Here is a 26,131-nt window from a genome sequence, read left to right as displayed (position 1 = left end):
AAACGCTAGTGCCCGGGTACGACGCGATCCGCGCGCCGGGTGGCCAACCGGCGCAACAACGGGCGTTCGGCGGTGGTCCACGCGGTACTGGTGAGCAGATACAGGCCGGCCGCGAGCGGCACGACGGCCGCGGTGAGCACCGTGCCGAACGGCATCCAGCGCACGAATGCGGGCGCGTCCGGGACGGCCGACGCAGCGCGGTGCTGCAGGTACGCCACCCCCGCGATCAGGGCCAACAGGCCGACGAGCACCGGGGTGTGCGCTCCGCCGAGCCCGGTCATCGGGTGCAGGCCGAGCGGCGCGCCGGCCAACGTGTGCTCCAACAGGTCGTGGTCGCCGCTGAACAGACGGTAGGTCAGGAACAGGAACGGCAGGCCGGCCAGCGCCGGCAGGATGCCGGCGAACATCGAGGTGCCGGACTTCCGGTGCAACGCCACCAGTTCGCTCCCGAGCCGCTGCGGGTCCTTGGCGTGCTTGGCACGCAGCCGACGGATCTCGGGGGCGAGCCGGGCGCGGGCCACCTCGGCCCGGGCCTGCGCGTAGCCCAGCGGAACGAGGGCGAGCCGCACGCATGCGGTGAACACGACCACGGCACCGGCCACCGAACCGGTGCCGAGCAGCGGCGCGAGCGCGTCCGCGAGGGTGAGCAGGACGTCGTGCGCGACGCCGAGAACAGGGATGCCGAACATGGAAGGGCCTTCCGTGACGCGGGAATCAGGGCTGCGTCAGGCGGCGTGCGCAAGTTCCGGTACGGATACCGAACCGTCGAAACCAAGGCCGATTCCTCGGAACGAGGGCCGAACCGTCGGACCGGGCACCGAATCCTCGGACCGAGGATCGAACCTTCCGAACGAAGGGCCGAATCGTCGGACCGCAAATCGGGCTCAGCAGGCCGCCGGGCCCGTTCCCGGTGCTCGCGGCCGCGCTCGGCCCGGCCCGTCGGGATCACGGGAGGGCAGAAAGGCCAGCCGATCGGCCTGTTCGCGCAACACCGCGCCACGCACCCGCGCCCGCTCGGCGAACGGCGCCCACGAAGCGGTGCAACCGGCCAGGGCGAGCACCACGGTCACCGCGACGGCGACCAGCCCGGGCAGGGCCCCGTCCACGAACATCCCGAACCCGACCAGCGCGAGCAACGTCGCGAACAGCGACGTCGACGCGGTGGCGGAGTTCGAGTGCATGAGCGGAATCCTAATCCACCCCACACCGAACCCGTGCGGCGACCGAAATCCGGCGACCGATCCCGTCGACCGATCCACGCCCTCCACGCCGGCGATCAAATTCACGCTCACCGCCCCCGTCCACCGATCCACGCCCGCCGACCCCGACAGCCGATTCACGCCCCACCCACCCCGGCAAACGATCCATGGTGAGCCCGGACACACGTTCGTGCCAGGATGACCCCCGTGCGCGTGCTGCTAGGGGACGGCTTCGGAGTGACGTCACGTCAGATCGCAATGGCGATCGGGCGATCAGGGCAGGACGTGGCGGTGCTCGCACCGCCCGGTCGGCCGGTTCTCGGCCGCCCGCGGTCGGTGTCGGTGGTGCACGAGGTACCGCCCTTCGGCGCGGACCCCTGGGCGTGGCTGGCCCGAACCGAGGCGGTGCTGCGCGCCGAGCCGCACGAGGTGCTGCTGCCCACGAACGCACACGTGGCGGTACTCGCCCGCGAGCCGGAGCGCATCACCGCGCACGGGGTGGCCCTGGCCGTACCGCCGTTCGCCGCGCTGCGCCGGGTCGCGGATCGGGCGTCGGCGGCGAACACGCTCACCGAGATCGCGATGCCGCAGCCGGCCGGGACGGTGGTGGTGCACACCGCCGAGGAGTTGCGCCAGGTCGCCGACCCGCCGCTCCACGTGAAGACGCTGCCGGCCGCGTACCGGGTCGAGCGACGCGAGCAACTCCTGCGACTGGCCGACACGTTGGAGCAGGACGGCGCCTTCCTGGACGGCGCCGGCGTGCTGGTGCAGGAGCCCGCCGACGGCCCGGTCCTGTCCGCCCAGGCGGTCTTCGAGCACGGCCGGCTGGTCGCGGTGCACGCGTACGAACACCTGCACGGGAGCGCGGTCAGACGCAGCGTGGTGCTGCCCGAGGTACGCGAGCAGATCGCGATGCTCGGCGGCCACCTCGGCTGGCACGGCGGCCTGTCGCTGGACGCGGTGCGGACCGCGCACGGCCCCGCCTGGCTCGACGTACGTCCCTATCTGACCGAGCCGGGCAACGCCGCCGCCAGTGGCACCGACCTGGTCGCGGCGCTGATCGCGGTCTCCCGAGGCGAGGCGCCGGCGTCGATGCCGTGGGGTCGTCCGGACGTACGCACCCGGCAGGCGCCCGGCGCACTGACCAGCGCCGCCCGCGCGGGCCGGCGTCGGGCCGGCCGCGAACTGGTCCGCGTCGTGCTGCGCCGCGGTCCGTACCGGGACACGGTCGAGGAGGCCCTGAGCCTGCGTCGCGAACCGCGCCGAATCGGCGGCGCACTCCTGCTGACCACCGCCCTGCTGACCGCTCCCGGCCGCACCCTGGCCCGGATCGACGCCCGGGAGACCCGCGAGGCCCTGTCCCCCACCGCCTGGCGTCGAATCCTGGCCGGCCCCCCGCCGCGCGTGCCCTGACCGACCACCGCACGCCACCCGAGGGCGACTTTGCCACCGGGCGCCCTCACCCCAACAGCGACTCCACCAGCGCCCGTACCGACAACACGAACAGCCGATCACCATCGGTGACGTTGCTCAGGCTCGCCGCCAGTTCCGGGTCCTCGATCGCCAACTCGCCCCGCCAGTGATCCACCGCCGGCGGTTCGGCCGCGCTGTTCTCCAGGGCCCGCTCCAGCATCACGAAGCCGGCGATCTGGTACTGCACCGCCTGTACCGCCTCGCCCGCCCGTGCGCCGTGCAGCCCGGCCGCCGTCATCTCGTGCACCAGCGCCTTGCGGGCGGGCAACATCATCACCGATTCCAGGCCGCGCTCGCGGACCAGACCGACCAGGTGCGGGCGGTCCAGGATCATCCGCCGACACGATCGAGCGATCGACACCACCCGCTCGACCGGCGTGCTCCCGTCCACCGAGATGGCGCCCATGTCCGCGATCACCCGGTCCACCAGTTGATCCACCAGCACGTCGCGGTTGCCCACGTGCCAGTAGATCGAGGTGACGGCGACGCCCAACTCGGCGGCCAGCTTGCGCATGCTGAGGTTCTCGATACCGGATTCCATGACCAGACGCATGGCGGTGTCGAGCACGGTGTCTCGCGTGATCCTGTCCATCACGTCCCATTCTCGCGTCCGGACCGGCCCGCCCGATACACGGGCAACCGCGCCGAAGGTCTTTACCTCGCCGACCCACCGGTGTAACAGTGTTACAGAGCAACCAACACCACTGCGCACGGAACCGCGAAACCGGCGAGGCCGCCGGTCCGCGCGCAGCCCTCGCACGAGCGGAAGAGGTGAGGTACGTGGCACGCATTCGATACGGCGCCCGGCCGGCGGAGACGCTGAAGAAGTCCTCCCGGGAGCGGTCCAGCCTCCCGGAGATCTGGTCCACCGGTGTGATGGCGATCTGGGAGACCGATCCCGAGGTGATCGCGGCGATCCTGCCGCCGCCGCTGGTCCCCGCGGACCGGCCCCTGGTGCGGGTGAACATCTCCGGCTGCGACATCAACGGCTACCCGCTCGGCGCGGGCGCGGTCGCGGTCCGCTGCAAGCACGGCGACATCGAGGGCGACTACACGCTCACCATGCCGATGACCACCGAGCGCGCGGTGATCGGCGGTCGCGAGGTGTTCGGCGAGCCGAAGAAGCTGGCCGACGTCAAGGTCGAGCGGGACGGCGACCGGGTCGTGGCCACGGTGAACCGGATGGGCGTCACCTACGTCGAGGTGCGCGGCACGGTGGTCGAGGAACTGGCCACTCCCGAGCCGCGACAGACGCTGAGCTTCTATTACAAGTTCCTGCCCGCCGTGGACGGCGACGGCTTCGACGCCGACCCGATGCTGGTGCACGTCACCCGCAACGAGCGCACCCGCACCGCCCACCGCCTGGACGGCGAGGTGATCCTGCGCGATTCGGACTTCGACCCGGTCGCCGACCTGCCGGTGCGCAAGCTGATCTCGATCACGCTCAGCGAGCGCACCTCGGACCAGCAGGGCTTCGTCGCCGAGCACGTCAAGGCCGACCTGGTGCTGCCGTACATCCACCAGCGCTACGACGACGTACAGCAGATCACCGACGACCCGCCGCCTGCCGCGAAGTAGCCACCCCGGCAAGGCAATACGAGCCGGGCAGAACAGGCCGGGCCAAGCCCCGGCAGAGCAGCGCAAGGCGGCAACGACAACAAGGGATCGTGACACATGCTGCAGGAATTCGACGGCAGAGTCGCCGTCGTCACCGGCGCCGCGAGCGGCATCGGACTCGCGATGGCCGAGCGGTTCAGCGCCGAGGGCATGAAGGTCGTGCTCGGCGACATCGAGCAGGGCGCGCTGGACAAGGCCGTCGCGCGGATCACCGAAGCGGGCGGTGACGCGATCGGGCACATCGTGGACGTGTCGGTGCGCGAATCGGTGTTCGGGCTCGCCGACGCCGCGTTCGAGCACTTCGGCGCGGTGCACGTGCTGTGCAACAACGCCGGGATCGGCTCGGGCTCCGAGGGCAAGATGTGGGAGCACGACCCCAAGGACTGGGACTGGTGCTTCGCCGTCAACGTGTTCGGCGTCTTCAACGGCATCCAGGCGTTCGTCCCGCGCATGCTCGCGCAGAACACCCCCGGCCACATCGTGAACACCTCCTCCGGCGACGGCGGCATCGCGCCGCTGCCGAACGCGTCGGTGTACGCGACCACCAAGGCCGCGGTGGTGACCATGACCGAGGCGCTGTACGCCCAACTCGGCCAGGTGCGCGCGCAACTCGGCGCGTCCGTGCTGTTCCCCGGCCCCAAGATGTTGCGCACCGGCCTGTGGGAGTCCTACCGCAACCGGCCCGAGCGGTTCGCCAAGTCGGTGCCGCGCAAGACGCCGTACAACACGCTCGACGCGTGGGAGAAGGCGATGCGCGACTCGGGGCAGGAGATCGAGTTCACCCCGGTCGAGTCGGTCGCGGCCGACGTGCTCGAGGGCATCCGGGAGAACCGGTTCTGGATCATGCCGGCCAGCGAGCACAGCGACGGACAGATCACCGCGCGGTCGCAGAGCATGCTCGCCCGCAGCAACCCCTCGTACCTCGAAACCTTCGTCCTGGACAAGTGAGTGACGATGACCGAAAACACCGAGCAGAGCAGCCAAGCCGACCCGAGCGAACTCACCACCCCCTACACGATCATCTCCTCCGACACCCACGCCGGGCTGCCGACCGAGCTGTATCGCGACTACCTCGCCACGAAACACCACCCCGCGTTCGACCGGTTCATGTCCGAGCGCGAGGCCCAGCTCAAGGCGATCACCGACCTGGGCGTGCGCAACGAGGACTTCGCGGCGAACTGGTTCGAGACCAACGAGGAGGTGCTGCGCAGCGGTTGGGAAGTGGACCGGCGCGACCTGGAGTTGGACAAGGACGGCGTGGTCGGCGAGGTGATCTTCCCGGACGCCGACGCGGTCGAGTCGCGTACCTGCGTGCCGTTCGGCGCGGGTCTGGGCCTGTCCGGCGACATGGATCCGGAGCTGGGCCTGGCCGGCGCGCAGGCGCACAACCGCTGGCTGGCCGAGTTGTGCAAGACCAGCCCGGAACGGCGGCGCGGGGTCGCGCTGATCCCGATCACCGCCGCGATCGAGGACGTGCTCGCGGAGATCCGCCGGATCAAGGCGGACGGCCTGGGCGCGGTGATGATCCCGGCGATGTGGATGAACCAGACGCCGTACCACGACCGCAGATACGACCCGGTGTGGGCGCTGTGCGAGGACCTGGAGCTCCCGGTGGTCACCCACTCGGGTCCGGCCGACCGCGAGGCGTACGGGAACCACCTGGGCATCTACGTCACCGAGGTCACCTGGTGGCCGTCCCGGCCGTTGTGGTTCCTGCTGTGGTCCGGCGTGTTCGAGCGCTTCCCGCGGCTGCGGTTCGGGGTGACCGAGGCGGGTTGCTGGTGGGTGGGCAACCTGCTGTGGTTCACCGACCGGCTGCTGCTGGGCTCGCGCGGCGCGGCCAAGTTGGCCGGCTTCGAGGAGATCAAGCTGCTCCCGAGCGAGTACTTCGACCGCAACTGCTTCATCGGCGCGTCCAACACCAAGCGGCGCGAGATCGGCATGCGCTACGAAATCGGTGTCGGCAACATCTGCTGGGGTAACGATTTCCCGCACCCCGAGGGCACCTGGCCCGAGACGCTCAACATCCTGCGCAAGACCTTCTCCGACGTCCCGATCGCCGAGACGCGGGTGATGCTCGGCGAGGCGGTCGCGGATGTGTACGGCTTCGACCTGGCCGCCCTCAGGCCGCATGCCGAGCGGGTCGGGGTCACCCCCGCGACACTCGGTCAGGTGAACGAGGACGGGTCGGCGAAGGACCTGACGACCAAGTGGGCCGCCGCCGCCGAGATCGGCCGGCACTGGCTCACCGGACACGACACGGGCGCCGCGATCAACCCCAACGCGGAAGCCCTGGAGGTCTGATCCCCCATGACTGACAGCACCACCCCGCTCCCCGTCCCGAGCGGCCCCCCGACCGGTGACCACCCCGAGCGGTACACGGTGATCTCGGCCGACTGCCACGGCGGCGGCGAGATCCACGGCTACCGCGACTACCTGCCCGCGCGCCTGCACGCCGAGTTCGACACGTGGGTGAGCGGCTACGAGATTCCCTACGAGGACCTCAAGGGCGATCTGGGTCCGCGCAACTGGGACTCCGACCGACGCATGCGCGACCTGGAGGCGGACGGGGTGGTGGCGGAGGTCGTCTTTCCCAACACCGTGCCGCCGTTCTTCCCCAAGCCCTCGCTCACCGACCAGCCGCCGGCCGCGAACGCGGGCGATCTGGCGCTGCGTTGGGAGGGACTGAAGGCGCACAACCGCTGGATGGTCGACTTCTGCGCGGCGACGCCCGGACGCCGGGCGGGCATCGTGCAGATCATGCTGCACGACATCCCGGCCGCGGTGGAGGAGATCCGCTGGGCCAAGGAGGCCGGGCTCACCGGCGGCGTGCTGCTGCCCGGCACCCCGCCCGGTTCCGGTCTGGTACCGATGTTCGACTACGCGCACTACGAGCCGTTGTGGCGGGTGTGCGAGGAGTTGGGCATGCCGGTGAACCACCACACCGGCTCGGCCGCGCCGCCGGCCGGGGACACCGACGTGGACAAGGTGGTGTTCCTGACCGAGGTGTCCTGGTGGGCGCACCGCGCGTTCACCCACCTGGTGGTCTCCGGCGCGATGGATCGCCACCCGGAGCTGCAGTTCGTCTTCACCGAGCAGGGCACCGCCTGGATCCCGGAGGAGACCCGGCGGCTGGACTACTACTGGCACCGGATGAGCACCGCGGTCGGCTCGCAGGAATACGAGTGGGGCAGCGCGCTGGTGGGCCGGATGGACCTCAAGCCCAGCGAGTACTGGGCCCGCCAGTGCCACGTCGGGGCCAGCTTCCAGCGCCCGGCCGAGGCCAAGCTGCGCTACCAGGTGGGCGTGGACCGGATCATGTGGGGCAGCGACTACCCGCACAAGGAGGCCAGCCATCCGTTCAGCCGCGAGGCGCTGCAACTGACCTACAACGGCATCGACCCGGTCGAGGTCGCGGCCATGGTCGGCGGCAACGCGGCGAAGTTGTACGGCTTCGACCTGGCGGCGCTTGCCCCGATCGCGGCGCGGGTGGGCCCCCGGGTCGACCAGGTGTGGGCACCGCTGGCGGCCGAGGACATCCCGGTCGGCGCGGACAAGTGCCCCGCGTTCGTGGGCGCGCTGAGCGTCAAGCCGTAACCGCGGCCACCCGGCGGCGATCCCGGCGTCCGAGATCGGAACCCATCGTTTCGATCCGGTCGACGCCGGGACCGCCGCGATGTCCGGGCGGGCGTGCCAACCGTGCGGGTGTGACGCCTTGCACAGGGCTTCCAACCGTCGAGCGGGCGATTTTTCCGGTGCATCGAGTCCGCACGCTTTAGAGTCCGAGCCATGACTCGACCGGACTGGGCTCCAGAGCACATCGACATCACGCGCGCCAGCGTGGCCCGCGTCTACGACTACGCACTCGGCGGCGCGCACAACTTCGCGGTCGACCGCGAGGCCGCCGAACTGGTCACCCAGGCGATGCCCGAGCTGCGCGACGTGCTGCGCGGGAACCGGGTGTTCCTCACCCGCGCCGTGCACCACCTGCTGGATCTGGGCATCCGGCAGTTCCTGGACCTGGGCTCGGGCATCCCGACGGTGGGCAACGTGCACGAGATCGCGCACAAGGCCGATCCGGACGCGCGGGTGGTCTACGTGGACAACGACCCGGTCGCGGTCGCGCACAGCCAGGCCCTGCTCGCGAACAACCCGAACGCGACGGTCGTGGGCGCCGACCTGACCGACCCGGCCAAGGTGATCGATTCGCCCGAGGTGCGCAGGCTGATCGACTTCTCCCAGCCGGTCGGGGTGCTGGTCGTGTCGGTGCTGCACTTCCTCCCCGACGAGGCGGACCCGGCGGGCGTGGTGCGCCGGTACATGGACGCGACGGTGCCCGGCAGCCACCTGGCCCTCTCGCACGCGCACCGCAGCGAGGAGCGCCCGGCCGGGATGGATCGTGCGCTCAGCGAGTACTCGTCCAACGTGCAGAAGATGCACGCCCGTTCGCACGACGGCATCCTGGCCATCTTCGGCGGCCTGGAACTGTTGCCCGCCCGCCTGGTCCCGGTGGACGTGTGGGGCCCCGAGGGCCGGCTCGGCGACCCCGAGGTGAAGCTGCCTCAGTTGGCGGGCGTCGCGGTCAAGGCCCGGGCGGCCGGCACCGGGTTGTAGAACTCGCGCTGGCCGACCACCAGACCGTCCCGGAAGGCCAGCACCACGATGTAGGTGTTCGCGTAGGCGCGGTCGGTGGGCCTGGCCCGCCCCTCGCCGGTGAACTCGACGATCACGGTGTCCGGGTCCACGCAGTCGTGGACCCGGGTCACCGTCAGGCGCAGCTCGAAGATGCCGAGCGCGACCTTCAGATAGGCGTCCACCGCGTCCCGGCCCTCGATCCGCACGGGCGGGTCGGCGTAGGGGAATTCGAGCACCACGTCCGGGTGGTAGCAGGCCACCTGGGCGCCCCGGTCGCCCGCGCTCACCGCCGCGAGCAGCCGCTCGGCGATCCGCACGTGCCGTGCGCGGGCCTGTTCGACATCACTGGATTCCATGGCCGCAGCCTGACCCACAACGGCCGACGAAGGAAGATCGATCACCGCCGACAGCGCGGATCGCCGGCGCACCGGGAAGCCGCCGCCGCCTCCGCATCAGGCGGTCGCCGGTCGTCCCTCCCAGGCCGGCACCGCGCGGGTCTCCGGCAGCGCCGAGAAGCACGCCACGCTGAGCACCGAAGCCGCCGCGAGATAGGCCGCGACGCTCCACGGGGTGCCGTCGCCCCGGGCCAGTTCGGTGGCCACGATCGGGGTCAGCGCGCCCCCGAGGACGCCGCCCAGGTTGTACGCGGTGGACGCGCCGGTGCACCGCACGCGCGGTTCGAACAACTCCGACAGGTACGTGCCGACCACCGAGAACATCGTGATGAAGGCGATCAGCGTGCCCAGGCAGGCCAGCGTCATCCACATCGGCTCACCGGTGGCCAGCAGCCCCAGCATCGGGAACGCCCACAACCCCATCGCCGCACAACCCGCCACGCACAGCGGCTTGCGCCCGTACCGATCACCCAGCAACGCGAACAACGGCGTGGCCGCGGCCTTGCCCACCACCGCGACCATGATGCACGCGAGCATCGTGGTGCGCCCGACCGCCAGCCTGTCGGTGGCGTAGTGCAGCGACCACGTCGTGGTCAGGTAGAAGCCCACGTAGCCGCAGGTCAGCGCCCCGGCGACGAGCAGGATCAGCCGCCAGTGCCCGCGCACCACCTCGGTGAAGGGGCTCGCCGACAACTCGTTCGCGGCGGCCAGTTCGACGAACGCCGGGGTCTCCTCGATCGAGGCGCGCAGCAGCAGCCCCAGGCCCGCGAGCACGCCGGCGAACAGGAACGGCACCCGCCAACCCCACGCCTGGAACTGGGCCTCGGTCAGCGCCCCCGACAGGGTCAGCATGATGCCGTTGGCGAGCAGGAACCCGATCGCGGGGCCCGCCTGCGGGAAGCTGCCCCACAACGCCCGGCGTCCCGGCGGCGCGTGCTCGGCCGCCAGCAACACCGCGCCGCCCCATTCGCCGCCGACCCCCAGCCCCTGGCAAAAACGCAGCAGCACGAGCAGGATCGGCGCGGCCAGGCCGATCCGGTCGTAGGTGGGCAACAACCCGACCAGCACGGTCGCGACGCCGGTCAGCAACAACGAGCCGACCAGGACCGGACGCCGCCCGCGCCGATCGCCCAACCGACCGAACAACACCGAGCCCAACGGCCGCGAGACGAAGCCCACCGCGTAGGTGGCGAATGCCGCGAGGGTGCCCGCGATCGGTGAGAAGCCGGGAAAGAACAGCGGCCCGAGCACCAGGGCCGCGGCCGTGCCGTAGACGAAGAAATCGTAGAACTCGATCGAGGTGCCGGCGAAGGACGCCGCCGCGATCCGGATCATGGAGACATTTCGCGTCACACCGGCCCAACGATCGGGTGGGGGGTGTGGTCACCCGTGCGGGCGTCACCCGTCCGGGGCGGTCTGCCGGGCCTTTCCGTGCGGGTCGCGCTGCCCGGGGGTGCGGGCCTCGCCCAGATCCGCCAGCCACGGCGCGCCCGCGTCGTCGCCCACATGCCCCAGCGCCCAGGCCGGGTTCTGGCACATCGCGGTCTGCACGATCTGGGTGCCCGGCAACGTCACCGGCCAGCACAGCAGATGACCGGCCAGCCACCAGAACTTGCCGAGCACCGCGACCGAGAGGTCGTCCTCGCCCGGCGGCCGGTCCCGATACTCGTGCCGGTACCAGGTGCGCACCACCTGCGGCCAGGTCTGCTCGGCGATCACCGTGCCGTCCCGATCGCGCAGCGGCCCGTTGCGAAACGACACGTCCCGGGCGATCCGGTGGGTCACCCGCAGACCCAACGCCCGCCGCACCGGCGTGAGCACGATGGTCACCGCGCCGCACACCGACCAGGTCAGCATGGACGGCCACAGGCCGAACACCAGGAACAGCACCGCGCCGGCGACACCGAGCGGCAGGCCGACCGCGCGCACCGCGACCGGCTCCGCGTAGACCTTGAGCGGGGTGATCGGGACCCGGAAGACGGTGTCGGGCGTGCCGGCGTAGCGCGACTCGTCGAAGTCGAGCGCGCGGGCCCGGCGGTGGGTCCGGGTCTGGAACCAGGGCAGCGACAGGGACAACACCGCGCCGGCGACACCGAGTACGAACCAGGGCAGGGACAGCTCGGGCAGTTCCATCGCCACGTCCCCCTTCGTGCGCGTCGATGTCTCCACGGTCGCCCATGGCGACCCCCGGGCGGAAGAGCACAGGCACGACAAGTGGCAGAAAATGTGCGCCTTCGCCCACGTCGGCATCGATCACCCGTACCCGTCACCGCCCGGCACCCGGCCCGACACCCGCAGGCCGCCCGGGCGTCACCGTCGGCGGAAGCCGGTCACCCCGTGGATCCGGGCCAGGTGTTGGCGCAGCGTGGACACCCGCGGGTGTTGCGGGCCCAGACGGTGCTCCTGCTCGGCCAGCAGCGGCATCAGCACGCTCTCGGACTGGTACGGGTCGCCCAGCGCCGCGAGCAACAACCCGATCCGCTCGCGCAGGTCGAACCCCTGGTACACGTCGGCGTCCGGGACCCGTCGATGCAGGTCCAGCAGTCGCCGGTACTCCCCCAGCGCGGCGGGCAGTTCGCCCAATTCCTCCAGGCACGCCGCGACCTGTCGGCCGTACTCCATCGCCTCCGCGTCGGTCGGCCCGCCGGAGGCCGCGAACACCCCGGCGAGGTACTGCAACTCCGGGAGCGCGCGCCGGAACCGACGATCCGCCAGCAACGTGTCGGCGAGCGCCTGACGCAACCCCAGGACGAGCGGGTCGTGTTCCCCGTGCCGGGCGATGGCGACCGGCAGGGCCGCGCCGAGCACGTCCACGGCCTGGGTCAACGCGCCCTCGCCGAGCAGCCGATTGGCCTCGTCCAGCGCGCTGCGCACGTCCGGCGTGGGGGGCGCGGCGGAGGGCACCGCGGCCCAGTCCGGATCCGGGCGCGGCGGGTACGCGGCGGGGCCGGCGCTCATCGCCCAGGGCGCCGCCGGCCGGTCGGGCACCGCCGCGCGTACCGGCCCCGGCAGCCCCGGCAGCGGCTGCGGCGCGGCCGGGAAGCGCAGCGGGCGGGTCGGGTCCATCGGCGCGGTCGGCGCCAGCGCGTCGCCGCTGCCCACCGGCAACAGCGGCGCGAGCAGTCGGTAGACCTCCTGCGCGTTCGCGGGCCGCTGATCGGGCTGCTTGCCCAGCAGGTGCAGCACGAGCCGGTCCAGCCCGGCGGGGATGTCCGGGCGCCGGGCGCCGAGCGGCTCCGGGGTGCCGTTGAGGTGTCCGAGCATCACCGAGGCCATCGTCGGCCCGGCGAACGGCGCCTGTCCGGCCAGCATTTCGTAGAGCAGGCAGCCGAGCGCGTACAGGTCGGTACGCGGCTCGACGATGCCGTTCATCTGCTCGGGCGCCATGTACGCGGGTGAGCCCGGCATCGCCCCGGTCGTGGTCAGCTTGGTCGACTCCGGGTCGAGCACCGCGGCCACACCCAGGTCGAGCACCTTGACCGTGCCGTCCCGGCGGACCATCACGTTGCGCGGCTTGAGGTCGCGGTGCACCACCGGCACCGCGTGCACCGCGGCCAGCACCGAACAGATCTGCGCGGCCACCGCGACCGCCCACTCCCACGGCACCGGTTGGTTCTCGGCGATCAGATCGGCCAGGTCGCAGCCGTCCAGGAGCTGCATCACCAGATACAGCTCGCCCTCGTCGGCGCCGCCGTCGAACACGGTGACCAGGCCCGGGTGGTCGATGCCCGCGGTGACCCGGCATTCGCGCAGGAAGCGTCGTTCCATCGCGCCGCGGTCGCCGGCGGTGTCCACCAGGTCGGTGCGCAGCAGCTTGACCGCGACCCGGCGCTGGAGGGTCTGGTCGTACGCCTTCCAGACCTGCCCCATGCCGCCGCGACCGATCGCCGCGGACAGTTCGTAGCGGCCCGCGATCACACGTCCGGGAATGCTCATCGAGGTCCTCCGGGATTGCCGCCGTCCTGCTCGCGCAGCCGTTCGCTGAGGCCCTGCAACCGGGCCCGGGCCCGCGCGGCGGGATCGTCGAGGGGCGGAGGCCCGGCGGCGGGCGGTGGAGCGACCGGCCCGCGCGAGTCGGCGGGCCCGACGGGCGGGGCGGGCCGGAGATACCCGGGCGGGGCCTGCGGCGGCGCCGGACGGTAGGGCATCGACTGCGGGTGCGGACGCGGGTGCGGCCCGACGGGCCCCTGCTGCCACGGCGCGTAACCGGCCTGCGGGTGCGGCTGGTGCCCGCCCATCGCCTTGGCCCAGCGGGCCGACCTGACGCACCACCAGATCGGCACCGCGACCATCAGCACGAGCAGCATGATCGTCCCGACGTCGTCCAGGATCGTCTGCGGTTCGGGCCCGCCCAGCGCCTCGCGCGCGGCCTTCTCGTCGTCCGTCTCGCTGCCCACGGCCAGGCACACGAAGGCGAGGACCACACTCACCGCGACGCCCGTCAGGACCACCCAGTCCCAGCGCCTGCGGGTGCGAACTCCGGCCACGAGCGGGAGGATCCAGGACAACAAGCCGATCGAGACGAACGCGAGCGCGGCGAGCCCGATCAGCCCGAACCAGTGACCGGCGGTACCGCGTCGACCGGGCACCGGATCGCGCGACGGACCTTCCATGTTGTGTGACTCCCGAGGCTGTGGGACTCCCGAGGCCGGCCGACTCCCCGCACGGGGTGAATCGAATGCCGCGTCCGCACCCGGTCTACCGGGAGTCGCGGGCAATGAACCGGGAGACGGCGTGCCGGAAGCCTATCGGCGGGACCGACCGGCCGGCTGCCGACCTGGAAAGCGGGACACCGGCACCGACGTCGGGTCGCCGGCCGGGCGCGCCGGCCTCGCCCGGCGACCCGCGGCACACCGCGTCGCGCCGCGCCCGAGGCCGCCCGCACGCACCCGGCGGGACGCACCGGGCACACCGAGGGGTACCGTGCTCGGGTGTACCGCTTCCTGCTGACCCCGCGCTGGATCGCGATGGCGCTGCTCGTCCTCGTGCTGGTCCCGATCATGGTCGAGCTCGGCTTCTGGCAGTTCCACCGGCACGAGCACAAGGTCGCGCACAACGACCTGATCAGCGCCAACATCGAGCGCAAGCCGGTGCCCGCACAGGAGCTCCTCGCGGTGGGCCGCAAGTTGCCCGGCGATCTGCAGTGGCGCCGGGTCACGGCGACCGGCAGGTACGACACCGAGCACGAGATGCTCGCCCGCAACCGCTCGCAGGACGGCGTCCCCGGTTTCTATGTGGTCACCCCGCTGATCACCGCCGACGGTCGGGCGCTCCTGGTCGATCGCGGCTGGGTGAAGAACCCGGCCACCGCCACCGACCGACCCGAGGTGCCGCCGGCGCCGACCGGTCAGGTCACGGTGACCGGTCGGCTGCGTCCGGACGAGACCCGCAAGGACTCCGGCATCCGCGATCTGGCGCTGCCCGACGGCCTGGTGATGCGGATCTCCGGCTTCGAACTGGCCGCGAAGCTGCCGCACCCGATCCTCGGCGGCTATGTCGAACTCACCGAGCAGACCCCGATGGCCGCGAAAGCGCCGGCGCTGATCCCGGAACCGGACGACGAGGACCTGGGCCCGCACCTGGCCTACGCGGTCCAGTGGTGGATCTTCGCGTTCGCCCTGGTGGCGATGCTGGTCAAGCTGGTGCGCAGCGAGGCCAAGGAGCTGGAGAGCGAACTGGCCGCGCTGGACGAGGACACCTCGGCCGCCTCGCCCGAGGAACAACCGGCCAAGGTCTGACCGGCGGCGCCCCGGGCCGCGAGCGCGGTCACAACCCCTTGACCAACTCCGGGAGCACGTCGCCGATCGGCTCGCGGATCACCGCGTCGGCGACCCGGTCGTAGGGCGTCTCCCCCGCGTTGACGATCACCAGCTTGGCGCCCGCCTCCCGGGCCACCCGACACAGCGACGCGGCGGGCTCGACCTGGAGCGTGGTGCCGATGGCGAGGAACACGTCGCCGATCTGCGCGGCGATCGCGGCCCGCTCCAGCACCCCGTGGTCCAGCCCCTGGCCGAACATGATCGTCGCGGTCTTCTGGATCCCGCCGCACCGCACGCAGCGCGGGTCGTCCTCGCCCATCGCCACCCGCTCCAGGGCCGTGTCCAGGGTCGTGCGCGCGTCGCAGTCGGTACACACCACGTAGAACATGGTGCCGTGCAGCTCGATGATCTTCTCCGGGCCGGTGCCCGCCCGCAGATGCAGGCCGTCCACGTTCTGGGTGATCAACGCGTTGAGCCGACCGGCCCGTTCCAGCGCCACCAGCGCGGCGTGACCCGCGTTGGGCCCGGCCAGGCGCGCGGGGTTGTCCCGGCGCAACAACCACGAACGGCGGCGGATGTCCTCGTCGCCCATGTAGTAGCCGTAGGTGACCAGCTTCTCCGCGTCCGGGTCCTTGGTCCACACGCCCTGCGGACCCCGATAGTCGGGAATGCCGGAGTCGGTGGAGATGCCCGCGCCGGTGAGCACGGTCACCCCGTCGTCGGCCGCCCGGATCCACTCCCGCACCACATCGATCTGCTCGGTCATGCCCCCGAGGGTAACGACCGGCCGACCTGATGACCTGTCAATTACCCCGCGTGGGGGCCGACAGCGGGCAGGATGGGGGGCATGGATCTAGGACTGCGCGATCGCGTATATCTGGTCACCGGCGGCACCCGCGGCCTCGGCCTCGCCACCGCCCGCGCGCTGGTGGACGACGGCGCCCGAGTGGTGGTCACCGGACGGGACGAAAAACGCGCGGCGGAGGCCGTCGCCGAACTGGGCGGCCCCGAACAGGCGCTGGGGATCGCCGCCGACAACGGCGAGAGCGGTACCGCCGAACGGCTGGTCGCCGCGGCGCTGGCCCGATTCGAGCGGCTCGACGGGGCGTTGGTGAGCGTCGGCGGCCCGCCCGCCGGGGCGATCACCGCGATCGAGGACGACCAGTGGCGGGACGCGTTCGAGTCGGTGTTCCTGGGCGCGGTCCGGCTCGCCCGGGCCACCGCCTCGGCGCTGGGCAACGGCGGTTCGATCGGCTTCGTGTTGTCCTCGTCGGTGCGCCAACCGATCCCCGGGCTCGGCGTCTCCAACGGCCTGCGCCCGGGCCTGGCGATGGTGGCCAAGACGCTGGCCGACGAGCTGGGCCCGCGCGGCATCCGGGTGTTCGGGCTGCTGCCCGGCCGGATCGACACCGACCGGGTGCGCGAGCTGGACGGCCTGAGCGGCGACGCGGAGGCGAGCCGGACCCGGCACGCCCAGTCCATCCCGCTGGCCCGCTACGGCACTCCGGAGGAATTCGGCCGGGTGGCCGCGTTCACCCTGTCCCCGGCCGCGTCCTACCTGAGCGGCGTGATGATCCCGGTCGACGGCGGCCTGACCCGCTCGCTGTGACCCGACGTGGGCCCGGAAGCTGAACCCGAAAGGGCCCGGGACACCCGTCCCGGGCCCACGAGCACGTCCTAGTCCAGATGCCGCTTGGGCAGGCCCCGGCTGGTCCGCAGGGTCAGCACCGTGGGCAGCGTGGACAGGCCCACCGCCTCGCGCGCGTTGGGCAACACCCGATCGCGCACCGCGCTCAGCAACGCGCGTGGTTCCGCGCCCGGTTCGGCCCGGACCAGGACCCGCAGCGTCGGGCCGTGCCGACGGCGGACCAGGTGCGCCGAGATGTGTTCGATGCCGTCCACGTAGGACAGGTCGTCCTCGATCGCGTCGGCGAGCGCGTTCCCGGTCACCGTCAGGGTGTCCGCCTCGTCGCCCACCATGCCGAAGCCGGTGCCCAGCCCCGACGGGCCGTCGCCGGCCCCGGCCGTGGTGTCGCGCACCCGGAGCGACCGCACCGGCCGCCGGCCGAACTGGGCGATCAGCCACCACAACGCGAGCAGCAGGAGCAGTCCCGGGGCACCGAAGGCGACCCACCACCACCAGCCGTGGTCGGTCAGCCGCTCGGCCTGACTGGTGGTGATGAACGGCTTGTCCGCCGTGTGCACCAGATCGGGATACCAGCCCCGGCCGCGCGCGGCGAGCGCGAGCCCGCCGCCGATCAGGCCCAGCCCGACCAGGAAGAGCAGGATCCGGTTGGTCACCGTACGCATGCCCGCCTCACCTCCCGCTCACCGGCTGCAGGCGCAGATCCACCCGCGGCACCCGGGCCAGCGTGAGCGCGTTGGCGCGTTCCTCCAGCCGTTCGATCAACTCGTCGTGCAGATCGTCCGGATCGCGGAAGTGGTAGTCCACCCGCAGCACCGCCTTGCGTCGACCCATCCGCACCCGCGCGTCCAACACGCCCGAGGAGGCCAGCGCGGTGTGCCGCAGGAACGAGGCTGCGGTGCGCCTGGTCATGTAGACGGTCATCGCGTCGCCCGGCGAGCGCAGCCGCAGCAGACTGCGCCGGCCCGGGGTGAGCGCGAGCAGGATCAGCCACAGCCCCAGCACCGCGGCGATCAGCCCGGCGATGATGGTCGCGTCGTCCCGCCACACGTGCGTCTGGGCGCGCTCCAGCAGGTCGCGGGACCAGCGCGGGGCCCGGTCGATCCGGGCCGTCACACCGATGTACAGCGCGGTGCCCGCGACCCCGCCCACGAGCAGCGCGACCAGCCCGGCCGGAAAGCCGCGCGGCGACCAGGCTCGGCGTACCTTCGCGCCGTCACCCCAGTCGTCGGTCGTACCCGCCGACGTCTCGGCCGGCGAGGCACCCGAGGGCGCCTCCGGCGCAGCCTCCAGGCTCACTCCACTCTCCTCTTGCCGTGCCCCCCACGGGTCAACCGGCCGACCGTCACGTCCACCCGGACCACCGGCATGCCGGTCAGGTATTCCACGTCGGCGCGCACCCGTTGCCGAATGGTCCGAGCGATCTCGACCACCGGCCCGGGATAGGGCACGTCCACGTCGAGGTTGACCGTCGCGTGGTCGTGGTGCATGGTGGCGCCCGCCCGCGGGGCGCGCAGCACGGTGTCCGGCGCGGCCTCGGTGGTGGCCGCGCGCGCGGCACGGGCGGCGATCTTCTCCACCACGCGCCCGCCGATCTGCAACACTCCGCGATGCGCGGCCGGCGCCAGGCCCTCCGCCGGTACCGCGCGCATCAGCGCCGCCGGTTGCGCGAGCTGAACAGCTCGCCGAGGTCCAGGTCGCCGTCCAGGAAGCGGCCGACCAGGAAGCCGACCACCCCGAGCGCGGCGACCAGGAGAAAGGCCCCGAACCCGCCGAGCGCGGCGGCCAGGCCGAGGGCCATGCCGACCAGCAGGCCGACCATGGGTGTAGTCATTGGCGAACGACTCCTCACTGAACCGACCATTGGTTGTTGTCGACGGTTGTCGTCGACGCCCGTCGGGTCGGGTGCCGAAGGGCCGTACGGATTCCGCCGAGCCGCCTCGCACCCCGCCCGCTACTCGACGCGCGGGTTGTTGCGCCGTCGATGCCGCTCCGCCAACTGCCGCCAGAGCCGCCCCGGCAACCGGCCGCGGCGGTAGACCGTGGTCTCCGCCGCGGCCCCCGAGCGAACCGGCGCCGGTGGCCCGGCCGCGTCGATCAGCGCTCTGAACCGCTCCAGCCCGGCGACGAATTCCTCCGGGTCACCCCCCCGGTCGGGATGACTCGCGCGGATGAATTCCCGGTACTCGCGCAGCAGTTGTCGCCGCGCGTCGTCGCCGGGCCCGACCGTCACTGAAGCTGGCGCTCCTTGGAGTCGTCTCCGTCGTACTCGATGTGGATGTCGTCCACCGCGATGTTGACCTCGACCACTTCGAGCGCGGTCATCCGCTCGACGGAGTCGATCACATTCTCTCGGACCGCTTGCGCCAATTCGGCGATGGGCACGCCGTAATCCACCACGATGTTGAGATCCACGGCACACTGCCGCTCGCCCACCTCGACGCTGACACCCTGCGCAACGTTGGGCTTGCCCCCCGGGATGCGCTGACGCACCGCGCCGAACGCTCGGGCGGCGCCCCCACCGAGCGCGTACACGCCCGGGATCTCCCGGGCGGCGATGCCCGCGATCTTGGCGACCACGCCGTCCGCGATGGACGTGCGGCCCTTCTCGGTGGCCAGCCTGACGACCTCCGTGGAACGAGCCCCGCCCGCCGGCGAACGCTCCTCGTCCTTCTGGAGCGCCTGCGTGCCGGTCTTGCTCTGGGTCGTTGTGTCCGCCATCGGCGCACTTCCTTCCTCGACTGCCCGAACCATGCGACCGGAACCCCACTCGGTCCCGCCTGTCATCGGTGCCCCTTGCCGGGTTCACCACACCTGTACGACACACACACCGGGCGAACGTCACGCGTCGTTCGGAGGATGTTTCGCGGAATCCGACGCTATCCCGCCGGGCGGTTCCCGGGCCGCATCCGGACCCGCGCCTCGCCGTGGGGTGGCGGTTCTCGTGTTGTGCCCTCGCGCGCAGTACCGTCGCCGGGTTGGGACGAGGAGGGAAGCCGATGGCCGACGAGGCCGAGCTCGACGAGGGCACCCTGGTGGTGCGGGCTCAAGAGGGCGACGCCGAGGCATTCGAGGTGCTGATGCGTCGGCACGGTCGTTCCCTGTACACGCTCGCGTTGCGCATCCTGGGACGCCCCACGGACGCGGAGGACGCGGTCCAGGAGGCGTTCATCAGCGCTTGGCGTCGCCTGCCCGGGTTCCGTGCCGAATCGTCGTTCCTGACCTGGATGTATCGCATCGTCACCAACCGCGCGTTGAACATCGCCCGGACCAGACGGCCCACGGTCGGCCTGGACCAGGTGCCGGATCGGGCGATAGAGCAGATGGCGGACAATCCGGAGCGACGGGCGGAGGGGTCGGCGGCGCTCAAGGCGCTTCAGGAGGCGATGACCACGCTCACCGAGGAGCAGCGCGCCTGTTGGGTTCTGCGCGAGTTGCACGGGCAGAGCTACGACGAGATCGCGGCGGCCGTGGGCATCGGGGCGAACGCGGTCCGAGGCAGGATCTTCCGAGCACGACAGACCCTGGCGGAGGCGATGCGGCCGTGGACGTGACGAACGAGGCGGGCGACGTGCCCGAGGCACTGCGGCTGCCGTCCGCGGCGGAACTGCTCGCGACGACCCGGCACGACCGGACGCCGGCCGGGTCGGGGGACGCCGAGCCGGATCCGAACCTGCTGCCGTGCGGGCGAGATCCCGAGGCGGTGCTCGAACACGCCGCCGCGGGCGAGTCGGACGAGCACGAGCGCTCGTGTCCCGAATGCCAGGCGCTGCTGCGCGACCACTCGGTGCTCGACCAGGTCACCCGCGAATGGGCCGAGTTGCCGGTCCCGGTACCGGACGACTTGGGCGTGCGGGTGATGCGCCTGGTCCGGGCCGAGTTGCACACCGGCCGGCTGCTGCCGCTGGGCGAGCCGGACGAGCAGTTGACGCTGACCGAGAGCGCGGCGGCGCGTACGCTGCGCGCGGCGGTGGACGCCGAACCCGGTGTGCAGGCCCGCAGTTGCCGGATCCGGCCGTACGAGAACCGGGCGGGCGCGGCGGTGCCGGGACCGGTCACCGTGCGGTTGTCGGTCGGCGTGCCCTACGGCGAGCCGATCCACGCGCTGGCCGATCGGCTGCGCGAGCGGGTGCGCCGGGCCGCGAGCGAACGACTGGGGTTGGAAGTGGCGAAGGTGGACGTGGACGTGGTGGGCCTGGAGTCGGCCGCCGGGGACCGGGAGGCGAACCGATGAGGCAGCCCGCGACGCGCATCTCGCGCGAGATGTCCATCCTGGCCCGGACCACCGCCGGCAGCGCGGCGCTGACCGTGCCGGGCGTGGTGGACCTGCAACCGGGCCTGCTGGACGCGGTCGCCCAGGTCTCGGGCGGCCTGATCCAGGGCCGGGTCCCCGGGGTGACCACGCGCGTGCTCGACGGAATCCTGCACGTGGACGTGCAGTTTCGCGCGGCGGCGGACCATCGGGTGCTGGACGTGGCCCGCGAGGTGCGCGCGGCGGTCACCGCCGAGGTGCGCCGGCAGACCGGGCAGCAGCGGGTGGTCGTGCACATCCTGGTCACCGACGCCGGGGTGTGAGCGGCCCGCTCGCCGGCGCCCGCGCCGGGGTCGGGCTCAGGCGTGCGCGAGGCTGTACGAGGGCCGCTCGTTCAGGCCGGCCGGATCGTGTCCGGGCAGGTGGCCGTAGGCCCCGATGATGCCGCCGATCTCCTCGGTGGCGGTCAGCGGGCCGGTCGCGTCGGCGGCCCTGGGCACCCGTCCGTGGCCGATCAGTTGCAGCCACTTGTTCAGGGGCAACCGGGCCCGCTCGTACACCTCCAGGGCTTCGACCGGATCCCGGTACGAGACCAACGAGCGGGCCAGCACCCGCGCGTCGACGATCGACTCGGACGCGCCGCCGAGCACGTAGGGGTACATCGGGTGGGCCGCGTCGCCGAGCAGGGTGACCCGGCCGAACGACCACTGGTCCAGCGGCGGTCGGGTCACCAAGGGATAGCCCGAGGCTTCGGTCGGCGTCCTGACCATCGCGCCGACGTCCGCGCCGGCGATGCTCCAGCCGCGGAAGACCCGGGTGAGCCGGCGCAGGTCCGCGGGCCCGTTCCAGCCGGTGTCGCCGAGCTCGCCGGCCGATTGCCGATCGGGCAGCTCCGCGAGCCAGTTGGTCAGCGTGGTCCCGTCCCGGGGGTCGATCGGCTTGATCGGGTGCGCCATGAAGCGCGCCTCGCCGTGGGCGGTCATGATCATCGTGTGCCCGTCGGCGAACGGCGCACAGCGGGTGGTGCCACGCATCAGGATGCGCGGCTGCGCGACCGGGGAGCCCTCCTGCGGCAACAGCGTCGCGCGGGTCGCCGAGTTGATCCCGTCCGCCCCGATCAGCACGTCGGCCCGCTCCTGCCAGGGCCGCTCCGCGCCGTCGACGAAGTACGCGGTCACGCCGTCGTCGTCCTGGTCGAACCCGGTCAGCCGCGAGCCCGTGCGCACCGCCGAGCGCCCCAGTCGCTGGTAGACCGCGCGCAGCAGGGCGACCTGCAACTCGCCGCGGTGCACCGACAGATGCGGCCACAGGAAGCCGGCCCGCTGGCCGCGCGGCGCGAGCACCACGCGCTCGGCCGCCCGGTCGGGATAGGCCACGCCGGACAGCGGCACGCCCAGGTTGGCGATCGGGTGGTAGAGGTCGAGTTCGGCGAGTTCGCGCACCGCGTGGGGCAGGAGGCTGATCCCCAGCCCGAGGGGCCGGATTCTCAGTGCCGCGTCGATCACCGTCACTTCGGTGATGCCCGCGTCGTACAGGCTCAGTGCCACAGCCAGTCCACCTATGCCGCCACCGGCGACGAGAACACGCACGTAGAAGCCCCTCTTGCCAACCACCTGGAATATCAACACACTACCCGCCGGTCGGGGCTGCGGTCGGCCGACGCGCGCTCAGATGGCCAGCGCCTCGGATTCGTCCGGCGCCACCTCCCGGTCCCGGAACTGACGGTGGTACAGGTCCGCGTACAGTCCGTTCCGGACGAGCAGCTCGGCGTGCGTGCCGCGTTCCACGATGCCGCCGCCGTCGACCACCAGGATCAGGTCGGCGTCGCGCACGGTGGACAACCGGTGCGCGATCACCAGCGCGGTGCGACCCTCGAGCGCGGTGGCCAGCGCCTGCTGCACTGCCGCCTCGGACTCGGAGTCCAGGTGCGCGGTCGCCTCGTCGAGCACCACCACCCGCGGTGACTTGAGCAACAGTCGGGCGATCGCCAGCCGCTGCTTCTCGCCGCCGGACAACCGGTGTCCGCGTTCGCCGACCACGGTGTCCAGCCGGTCCGGCAACTCGGCCACCAGTTCACCGATGTTCGCCCCGCGCAGCGCCGCCCACAGTTGCTCCTCGCTCGCGTCCGGCCTGGCGTAGAGCAGGTTGCCGCGGATCGTGTCGTGGAACATGTGCGAGTCCTGGGTGACCACGCCGACCGCGTCGCGCAGCGAGTCCAGCGTGACGTCGCGCACGTCGTGGCCACCGATCCGCACCGACCCCTCGGTCGCGTCGTAGAGCCGGCCGACCAGCGAGGTGATCGTGGTCTTGCCCGCGCCCGAGGGCCCCACCAGGGCCACCACCTGACCGGGCTCGGCCCGGAAGGACACGTCGTGCAACACCGGTTCGGAGCGTCGCCGATCGAGTACCGCGACGCTCTCCAGCGAGGCCAACGAGACCTGGTCCGCGCCGGGGTAGGCGAACCCGACGCCGTCGAACTCGACCGTGGCCGCATCCGCCGGCAGCGGCCGGGCGTCCGGCTTGTCGGCGATCATCGCGGGCAGGTCGAACACCTCGAAGACCCGCTCGAAGCTGACCAACGCGGTCATCACGTCCACCCGCACGTTCGCCAGCGCGGTCAGCGGCCCGTACAGCCGCCCCAGCAACACGGTCAGCGCGACCAACGTGCCCACCGTCAGCCGCCCGTCCACCGCCAGATGCCCGCCGATCAGGTACACCAGCGCGGTCGCCAGCGAGGCGACCAGGGTCAGCGCGGTGGCGAACACCCGGTTCACCAACGCGATCCGGATGCCGATGTCGCGCACCCGGGCGGCCCGCCCGGAGAACAGCGCGTCCTCCTCGTCGGGCCGACCGAAGATCTTGGCCAGCATCGCGCCGGAGACGTTGAACCGCTCGGTCATCACGGTCGACATCTCGGCGTTCAACTGCATCTGCTCGCGCGTCATGGTCTGCAACCGACGCCCGATCCACTTGGCCGGCAGCAGGAACAGCGGGAGCAGGACCAGCGAGATCAGGGTGATCTGCCAGGCCAGGTAGAACATCGTGCCCGCCACCAGCACCAGGCTCACCAGGTTGGACACCACACCGGCCAGCGTCGAGGTGAACGCGCGCTGCGCGGACAACACGTCGTTGTTCAGCCGCGAGATCAGCGCGCCGGTCTGGGTCCTGGTGAAGAACGCGATCGGCTGCCGCTGTACATGCGCGAACACCCGACTGCGCAGCTCGTAGATCGACCCCTCGCCGATCCGCGCCGAATACCACCGCTCGGCCAGGCCGAACCCGGCGGCGAGCAGCGCGATGCCCGCCACCACCATCGCGAGCACGGTCACCAGGTGACCGTCGCCCTCGAGCACCCCGTCGTCCACGATCCGCTGCGCGAGCAGCGGCGGCACGATGGTCAACACCGCGCCGATCACGACCAGGACCAGATACGCGGTGATCTGCCGCGCGAAGGGTCGCGCGAACTCGCCCACCCGCCGAACCGTGCCGGGCGCGAGCCTGCGCTCGACCACCGACGCGTCCCGCGTGTAGGACCGCAGATTCATGCCCATCGGGCCGCCGCCACTCATCCCGCCTCGCTCCCCGTACATTCCGTACATATCGAATGATCACAACAAAATCCTGAGTCAACCTCAGCACTTCGTGTACAGGAACGCCGGCATGGGCCTGCTTAGTCCCGGGTGCGATCCGGCTTTCGAGCGCGGACGGCGGCTCGACGTGTGACGTGGGTCTCGCTATTCGCCGGTCCCGGCGAGGTCGCGCAGCCGGCGGGCCTGGGCCGCGCGTTCGGCGGCACGCTGCTCGTCGTAGGTACGCGTCGAAGCGCCCGCGAGCAGGGCCTTCGTCTCGATCACCGCGTCGCGCGGCGCGGCCAGCAGCGCGGCCACCAGGTCGCGTGCGGCGCCGTCGAGTTCCTCGCCGGGCACGGCGAGGGTGGCCATTCCCGTCGACACCGCCTCCGCGGCGCCGACCCAGCGCCCGGTGACACAGATCTCCAGGGCGCGGGCATAGCCGACGAGGTCGACCAACGGCTTGGTCCCGGCCAGGTCCGGGACCAGACCGAGCGCGGTCTCACGCATCGAGAACCGCGCGTCGTCGGCACACACCCGCAGATCGCAGGCCAGCGCCAACTGGAAGCCCGCGCCCACCGCATGCCCCTGCACAGCGGCCACGGTGATCAGATCGGGGCGCCGCCACCACGTGAACGCCTCCTGGAACGAGGCGATGGTCGCGTCGAGTTCGTCGTCGCCCGCCCCGGCCAAGGTGACGAGATCCGATTCCCCCGCGATGCCCCCTCCACCGGGGAACATCCGCCGATCCAGGCCCGCGGAGAAGGACGTGCCCTCCGCGCGCAACAACACGGCCCGGACGTCACCGGGCAGGTCGCGACCGACTGCGGCGAGCGCGCGCCAGAGCGCGGGAGTCTGCGCGTTGCGCCGATCGGGGTTGGTGAGGGTCACCACCGCGAGCGAACCTTCGATCACGACCGAAAGGCCCTGCCGTGCCGCGTGATCGGCATCGCCGACCCCGCCGCCGTTGTTGTCCGTGCCGCCGTTGCTGTTCGTACTGTCGAGCTGATTCGCCACCACGTCCACGGTCCCTCCCGTGTTCGGGTCGCTTCCGTCGAACGACCACGCGCCCGACGTTACCGGTCGGTCACATGGTCGTTCGACGGACGGTACGGTGAATCCGATCCTCCGGAACTCGACCTCAGGCCGAGGACGACGCGGCGGTCTTGGCCTTGCCCCGCGTTGCCCCACCCCTGCCTCGGAGGGTCACCCCGGACTCGCTGAGCATCCGGTGCACGAAGCCGTAGGAACGGCCCGTCTCCTCCGCAAGCGCGCGGATGCTGGCACCGGAGTCGTACTTCTTCTTGAGGTCTGCCGCGAGCTGCTCGCGCGCGGCACCGGTCACCCGGCTGCCCTTCTTCAGAGTCTCGGCCACACGTGCCTCCTCATAGGAAGTGCGCTCTGGAATCCCATGATCACCCCTGGGGCATGGCATGGCCAGTGATTCCACCAGGCCCGAAGGCTTGATCATCGCGGCGCGTGGCCTCTTGCACACAAAGATCACCCGAGCGGAATCGCGCCTTCCCGTGCCGAATGCTTGACCGAATCCTGTGTCCGCCGACAAAGACGCTGGTCACCCATGAGATT

At 71.7% G+C, this 26,131-nt stretch carries 30 protein-coding genes; 11 read left to right on the top strand and 19 right to left on the bottom strand.

The features are described 5' to 3' along the window. Positions 1-5 precede the first annotated feature (5 nt). Both ACH4U8_RS18975 and ACH4U8_RS18970 read right to left on the bottom strand, forming a co-directional pair. Positions 6-689, bottom strand: a complete 684-nt coding sequence (locus ACH4U8_RS18975) for a YidC/Oxa1 family membrane protein insertase (RefSeq protein ID WP_395778840.1) — start codon at positions 687-689, stop codon at positions 6-8. 195 nt (positions 690-884) lie between these two features. Beyond that, positions 885-1,181 (bottom strand): DUF6412 domain-containing protein, encoded by a 297-nt coding sequence (locus ACH4U8_RS18970; protein ID WP_360305337.1) that lies wholly within the window; start codon positions 1,179-1,181, stop codon positions 885-887. A 225-nt stretch (positions 1,182-1,406) separates the two neighbouring features. On the opposite strand from ACH4U8_RS18970, the gene ACH4U8_RS18965 reads away from it, so the two are divergent. Continuing rightward, complete coding sequence (locus ACH4U8_RS18965; protein WP_395778838.1) at positions 1,407-2,612, top strand: hypothetical protein; 1,206 nt, start codon at positions 1,407-1,409, stop codon at positions 2,610-2,612. Between the two features lie 46 nt (positions 2,613-2,658). Here the strand turns inward: ACH4U8_RS18965 and ACH4U8_RS18960 are convergent, their stop codons facing one another. Beyond that, entirely contained in the window at positions 2,659-3,264 is a 606-nt protein-coding gene (locus ACH4U8_RS18960) for a TetR family transcriptional regulator (protein WP_360305333.1), read from the bottom strand. A gap of 188 nt (positions 3,265-3,452) precedes the next feature. Between ACH4U8_RS18960 and ACH4U8_RS18955 the strand changes: the two genes are divergently transcribed. From ACH4U8_RS18955 to ACH4U8_RS18935, 5 genes are all read left to right on the top strand, one after another. Next, positions 3,453-4,250, top strand: a complete 798-nt coding sequence (locus tag ACH4U8_RS18955; protein ID WP_360305331.1) for an acetoacetate decarboxylase family protein — start codon at positions 3,453-3,455, stop codon at positions 4,248-4,250. A 96-nt stretch (positions 4,251-4,346) separates the two neighbouring features. Continuing rightward, on the top strand, positions 4,347-5,237 hold the full coding sequence (locus ACH4U8_RS18950; protein WP_395778836.1) for an SDR family NAD(P)-dependent oxidoreductase: 891 nt from the start codon (positions 4,347-4,349) through the stop codon (positions 5,235-5,237). A 6-nt stretch (positions 5,238-5,243) separates the two neighbouring features. Next, positions 5,244-6,593: an amidohydrolase family protein gene (locus ACH4U8_RS18945; RefSeq protein ID WP_360305329.1), complete on the top strand. Its 1,350-nt coding sequence runs from the start codon at positions 5,244-5,246 to the stop codon at positions 6,591-6,593. Positions 6,594-6,599: 6 nt separating this feature from the next. Further along, positions 6,600-7,886, top strand: a complete 1,287-nt coding sequence (locus tag ACH4U8_RS18940; protein ID WP_379987971.1) for an amidohydrolase family protein — start codon at positions 6,600-6,602, stop codon at positions 7,884-7,886. A gap of 192 nt (positions 7,887-8,078) precedes the next feature. Next, positions 8,079-8,903, top strand: a complete 825-nt coding sequence (locus ACH4U8_RS18935; RefSeq protein ID WP_360305325.1) for an SAM-dependent methyltransferase — start codon at positions 8,079-8,081, stop codon at positions 8,901-8,903. On the opposite strand, the gene ACH4U8_RS18930 is transcribed toward ACH4U8_RS18935, so the two are convergent. The 5 genes from ACH4U8_RS18930 to ACH4U8_RS18910 all read right to left on the bottom strand — a co-directional run bounded on the left by ACH4U8_RS18930 (position 8,852) and on the right by ACH4U8_RS18910 (position 13,932). Further along, complete coding sequence (locus tag ACH4U8_RS18930; RefSeq protein ID WP_395778834.1) at positions 8,852-9,280, bottom strand: nuclear transport factor 2 family protein; 429 nt, start codon at positions 9,278-9,280, stop codon at positions 8,852-8,854. The two genes, ACH4U8_RS18935 and ACH4U8_RS18930, sit on opposite strands and share 52 nt — an antisense overlap. Positions 9,281-9,376: 96 nt before the next feature. Beyond that, positions 9,377-10,654 carry an MFS transporter gene (locus tag ACH4U8_RS18925; protein WP_360305321.1) on the bottom strand — a complete coding sequence of 426 codons (1,278 nt, stop codon included), beginning with the start codon at positions 10,652-10,654 and terminating at the stop codon, positions 9,377-9,379. 63 nt (positions 10,655-10,717) lie between these two features. Continuing rightward, positions 10,718-11,452 (bottom strand): hypothetical protein, encoded by a 735-nt coding sequence (locus ACH4U8_RS18920; RefSeq protein ID WP_360305319.1) that lies wholly within the window; start codon positions 11,450-11,452, stop codon positions 10,718-10,720. Positions 11,453-11,629: 177 nt separating this feature from the next. After that, entirely contained in the window at positions 11,630-13,255 is a 1,626-nt protein-coding gene (locus ACH4U8_RS18915) for a protein kinase (RefSeq protein WP_395778832.1), read from the bottom strand. Next, a complete protein-coding gene (locus ACH4U8_RS18910; protein WP_395778830.1) occupies positions 13,252-13,932 on the bottom strand; it encodes a hypothetical protein in 681 nt (226 codons plus the stop codon). The genes ACH4U8_RS18915 and ACH4U8_RS18910 overlap by 4 nt, the downstream gene beginning before the upstream one ends. Before the next feature lie 318 nt (positions 13,933-14,250). Between ACH4U8_RS18910 and ACH4U8_RS18905 the strand changes: the two genes are divergently transcribed. After that, entirely contained in the window at positions 14,251-15,057 is an 807-nt protein-coding gene (locus ACH4U8_RS18905; RefSeq protein WP_360305313.1) for an SURF1 family protein, read from the top strand. A gap of 28 nt (positions 15,058-15,085) precedes the next feature. Here the strand turns inward: ACH4U8_RS18905 and ACH4U8_RS18900 are convergent, their stop codons facing one another. Next, positions 15,086-15,844 carry a Sir2 family NAD-dependent protein deacetylase gene (locus tag ACH4U8_RS18900; protein ID WP_360305311.1) on the bottom strand — a complete coding sequence of 253 codons (759 nt, stop codon included), beginning with the start codon at positions 15,842-15,844 and terminating at the stop codon, positions 15,086-15,088. Between the two features lie 81 nt (positions 15,845-15,925). Between ACH4U8_RS18900 and ACH4U8_RS18895 the strand changes: the two genes are divergently transcribed. Beyond that, positions 15,926-16,687, top strand: a complete 762-nt coding sequence (locus ACH4U8_RS18895; RefSeq protein WP_360305309.1) for an SDR family oxidoreductase — start codon at positions 15,926-15,928, stop codon at positions 16,685-16,687. Between the two features lie 68 nt (positions 16,688-16,755). On the opposite strand, the gene ACH4U8_RS18890 is transcribed toward ACH4U8_RS18895, so the two are convergent. The 6 genes from ACH4U8_RS18890 to ACH4U8_RS18865 form a co-directional block, all read right to left on the bottom strand. Then, the gene (locus ACH4U8_RS18890; protein WP_395778828.1) at positions 16,756-17,388 is read right to left on the bottom strand and encodes a hypothetical protein; all 633 of its coding nucleotides are present in this window, start codon (positions 17,386-17,388) and stop codon (positions 16,756-16,758) included. A 7-nt stretch (positions 17,389-17,395) separates the two neighbouring features. Then, complete coding sequence (locus ACH4U8_RS18885) at positions 17,396-18,022, bottom strand: DUF6286 domain-containing protein (protein WP_360305305.1); 627 nt, start codon at positions 18,020-18,022, stop codon at positions 17,396-17,398. Further along, positions 18,019-18,375 carry an Asp23/Gls24 family envelope stress response protein gene (locus ACH4U8_RS18880; protein ID WP_360305303.1) on the bottom strand — a complete coding sequence of 119 codons (357 nt, stop codon included), beginning with the start codon at positions 18,373-18,375 and terminating at the stop codon, positions 18,019-18,021. Before ACH4U8_RS18880 ends, ACH4U8_RS18885 begins: the two co-directional genes overlap by 4 nt. Further along, positions 18,375-18,557, bottom strand: a complete 183-nt coding sequence (locus tag ACH4U8_RS18875; protein ID WP_078977717.1) for a hypothetical protein — start codon at positions 18,555-18,557, stop codon at positions 18,375-18,377. The genes ACH4U8_RS18880 and ACH4U8_RS18875 overlap by 1 nt, the downstream gene beginning before the upstream one ends. Before the next feature lie 120 nt (positions 18,558-18,677). Beyond that, on the bottom strand, positions 18,678-18,956 hold the full coding sequence (locus tag ACH4U8_RS18870; protein ID WP_360305301.1) for a hypothetical protein: 279 nt from the start codon (positions 18,954-18,956) through the stop codon (positions 18,678-18,680). Further along, positions 18,953-19,444, bottom strand: a complete 492-nt coding sequence (locus tag ACH4U8_RS18865; RefSeq protein ID WP_360305299.1) for an Asp23/Gls24 family envelope stress response protein — start codon at positions 19,442-19,444, stop codon at positions 18,953-18,955. Before ACH4U8_RS18865 ends, ACH4U8_RS18870 begins: the two co-directional genes overlap by 4 nt. Before the next feature lie 278 nt (positions 19,445-19,722). On the opposite strand from ACH4U8_RS18865, the gene ACH4U8_RS18860 reads away from it, so the two are divergent. Genes ACH4U8_RS18860 through ACH4U8_RS18850 form a run of 3 tightly spaced genes read left to right on the top strand, consistent with a single transcriptional unit; the run spans position 19,723 to position 21,298 of the window. Continuing rightward, positions 19,723-20,277, top strand: coding sequence for a sigma-70 family RNA polymerase sigma factor (locus tag ACH4U8_RS18860; protein WP_360305297.1), 555 nt, complete (start codon positions 19,723-19,725; stop codon positions 20,275-20,277). Further along, entirely contained in the window at positions 20,268-20,957 is a 690-nt protein-coding gene (locus tag ACH4U8_RS18855) for an Asp23/Gls24 family envelope stress response protein (protein WP_395778826.1), read from the top strand. Before ACH4U8_RS18860 ends, ACH4U8_RS18855 begins: the two co-directional genes overlap by 10 nt. Further along, entirely contained in the window at positions 20,954-21,298 is a 345-nt protein-coding gene (locus ACH4U8_RS18850; protein WP_379992288.1) for an Asp23/Gls24 family envelope stress response protein, read from the top strand. The genes ACH4U8_RS18855 and ACH4U8_RS18850 overlap by 4 nt, the downstream gene beginning before the upstream one ends. Positions 21,299-21,334: 36 nt before the next feature. On the opposite strand, the gene ACH4U8_RS18845 is transcribed toward ACH4U8_RS18850, so the two are convergent. The 4 genes from ACH4U8_RS18845 to ACH4U8_RS18830 form a co-directional block, all read right to left on the bottom strand. Further along, positions 21,335-22,564, bottom strand: coding sequence for an FAD-dependent monooxygenase (locus ACH4U8_RS18845; RefSeq protein ID WP_379992289.1), 1,230 nt, complete (start codon positions 22,562-22,564; stop codon positions 21,335-21,337). A 78-nt stretch (positions 22,565-22,642) separates the two neighbouring features. Beyond that, positions 22,643-24,544, bottom strand: coding sequence for an ABC transporter ATP-binding protein (locus tag ACH4U8_RS18840; protein ID WP_395778824.1), 1,902 nt, complete (start codon positions 24,542-24,544; stop codon positions 22,643-22,645). A 165-nt stretch (positions 24,545-24,709) separates the two neighbouring features. Further along, the gene (locus ACH4U8_RS18835) at positions 24,710-25,459 is read right to left on the bottom strand and encodes an enoyl-CoA hydratase/isomerase family protein (protein ID WP_395778906.1); all 750 of its coding nucleotides are present in this window, start codon (positions 25,457-25,459) and stop codon (positions 24,710-24,712) included. A gap of 226 nt (positions 25,460-25,685) precedes the next feature. Continuing rightward, a complete protein-coding gene (locus ACH4U8_RS18830) occupies positions 25,686-25,919 on the bottom strand; it encodes a helix-turn-helix domain-containing protein (protein WP_020553538.1) in 234 nt (77 codons plus the stop codon). Positions 25,920-26,131 lie beyond the last annotated feature (212 nt).

Source organism: Embleya sp. NPDC020886 (assembly GCF_044333915.1).
Lineage (GTDB): Bacteria > Actinomycetota > Actinomycetes > Streptomycetales > Streptomycetaceae > Embleya.
Note: the sequence above shows the minus strand (reverse complement) of the source record. Positions and strands in the feature narration are given on the sequence as shown.

Coding starts and splice junctions, on each gene's coding strand:
- ACH4U8_RS18895 (WP_360305309.1), top strand. CDS start 15,926: ATGGATCTAGGACTGCGCGATCGCGTATATCTGGTCACCGGCGGCACC.
- ACH4U8_RS18915 (WP_395778832.1), bottom strand. CDS start 13,255: ATGAGCATTCCCGGACGTGTGATCGCGGGCCGCTACGAACTGTCCGCG.
- ACH4U8_RS18840 (WP_395778824.1), bottom strand. CDS start 24,544: ATGAGTGGCGGCGGCCCGATGGGCATGAATCTGCGGTCCTACACGCGG.
- ACH4U8_RS18970 (WP_360305337.1), bottom strand. CDS start 1,181: ATGCACTCGAACTCCGCCACCGCGTCGACGTCGCTGTTCGCGACGTTG.
- ACH4U8_RS18950 (WP_395778836.1), top strand. CDS start 4,347: ATGCTGCAGGAATTCGACGGCAGAGTCGCCGTCGTCACCGGCGCCGCG.
- ACH4U8_RS18900 (WP_360305311.1), bottom strand. CDS start 15,844: ATGACCGAGCAGATCGATGTGGTGCGGGAGTGGATCCGGGCGGCCGAC.
- ACH4U8_RS18940 (WP_379987971.1), top strand. CDS start 6,600: ATGACTGACAGCACCACCCCGCTCCCCGTCCCGAGCGGCCCCCCGACC.
- ACH4U8_RS18880 (WP_360305303.1), bottom strand. CDS start 18,375: ATGCGCGCGGTACCGGCGGAGGGCCTGGCGCCGGCCGCGCATCGCGGA.
- ACH4U8_RS18920 (WP_360305319.1), bottom strand. CDS start 11,452: ATGGAACTGCCCGAGCTGTCCCTGCCCTGGTTCGTACTCGGTGTCGCC.
- ACH4U8_RS18960 (WP_360305333.1), bottom strand. CDS start 3,264: ATGGACAGGATCACGCGAGACACCGTGCTCGACACCGCCATGCGTCTG.
- ACH4U8_RS18865 (WP_360305299.1), bottom strand. CDS start 19,444: ATGGCGGACACAACGACCCAGAGCAAGACCGGCACGCAGGCGCTCCAG.
- ACH4U8_RS18930 (WP_395778834.1), bottom strand. CDS start 9,280: ATGGAATCCAGTGATGTCGAACAGGCCCGCGCACGGCACGTGCGGATC.
- ACH4U8_RS18910 (WP_395778830.1), bottom strand. CDS start 13,932: ATGGAAGGTCCGTCGCGCGATCCGGTGCCCGGTCGACGCGGTACCGCC.
- ACH4U8_RS18935 (WP_360305325.1), top strand. CDS start 8,079: ATGACTCGACCGGACTGGGCTCCAGAGCACATCGACATCACGCGCGCC.
- ACH4U8_RS18975 (WP_395778840.1), bottom strand. CDS start 689: ATGTTCGGCATCCCTGTTCTCGGCGTCGCGCACGACGTCCTGCTCACC.
- ACH4U8_RS18850 (WP_379992288.1), top strand. CDS start 20,954: ATGAGGCAGCCCGCGACGCGCATCTCGCGCGAGATGTCCATCCTGGCC.
- ACH4U8_RS18945 (WP_360305329.1), top strand. CDS start 5,244: ATGACCGAAAACACCGAGCAGAGCAGCCAAGCCGACCCGAGCGAACTC.
- ACH4U8_RS18925 (WP_360305321.1), bottom strand. CDS start 10,654: ATGATCCGGATCGCGGCGGCGTCCTTCGCCGGCACCTCGATCGAGTTC.
- ACH4U8_RS18860 (WP_360305297.1), top strand. CDS start 19,723: ATGGCCGACGAGGCCGAGCTCGACGAGGGCACCCTGGTGGTGCGGGCT.
- ACH4U8_RS18875 (WP_078977717.1), bottom strand. CDS start 18,557: ATGACTACACCCATGGTCGGCCTGCTGGTCGGCATGGCCCTCGGCCTG.
- ACH4U8_RS18890 (WP_395778828.1), bottom strand. CDS start 17,388: ATGCGTACGGTGACCAACCGGATCCTGCTCTTCCTGGTCGGGCTGGGC.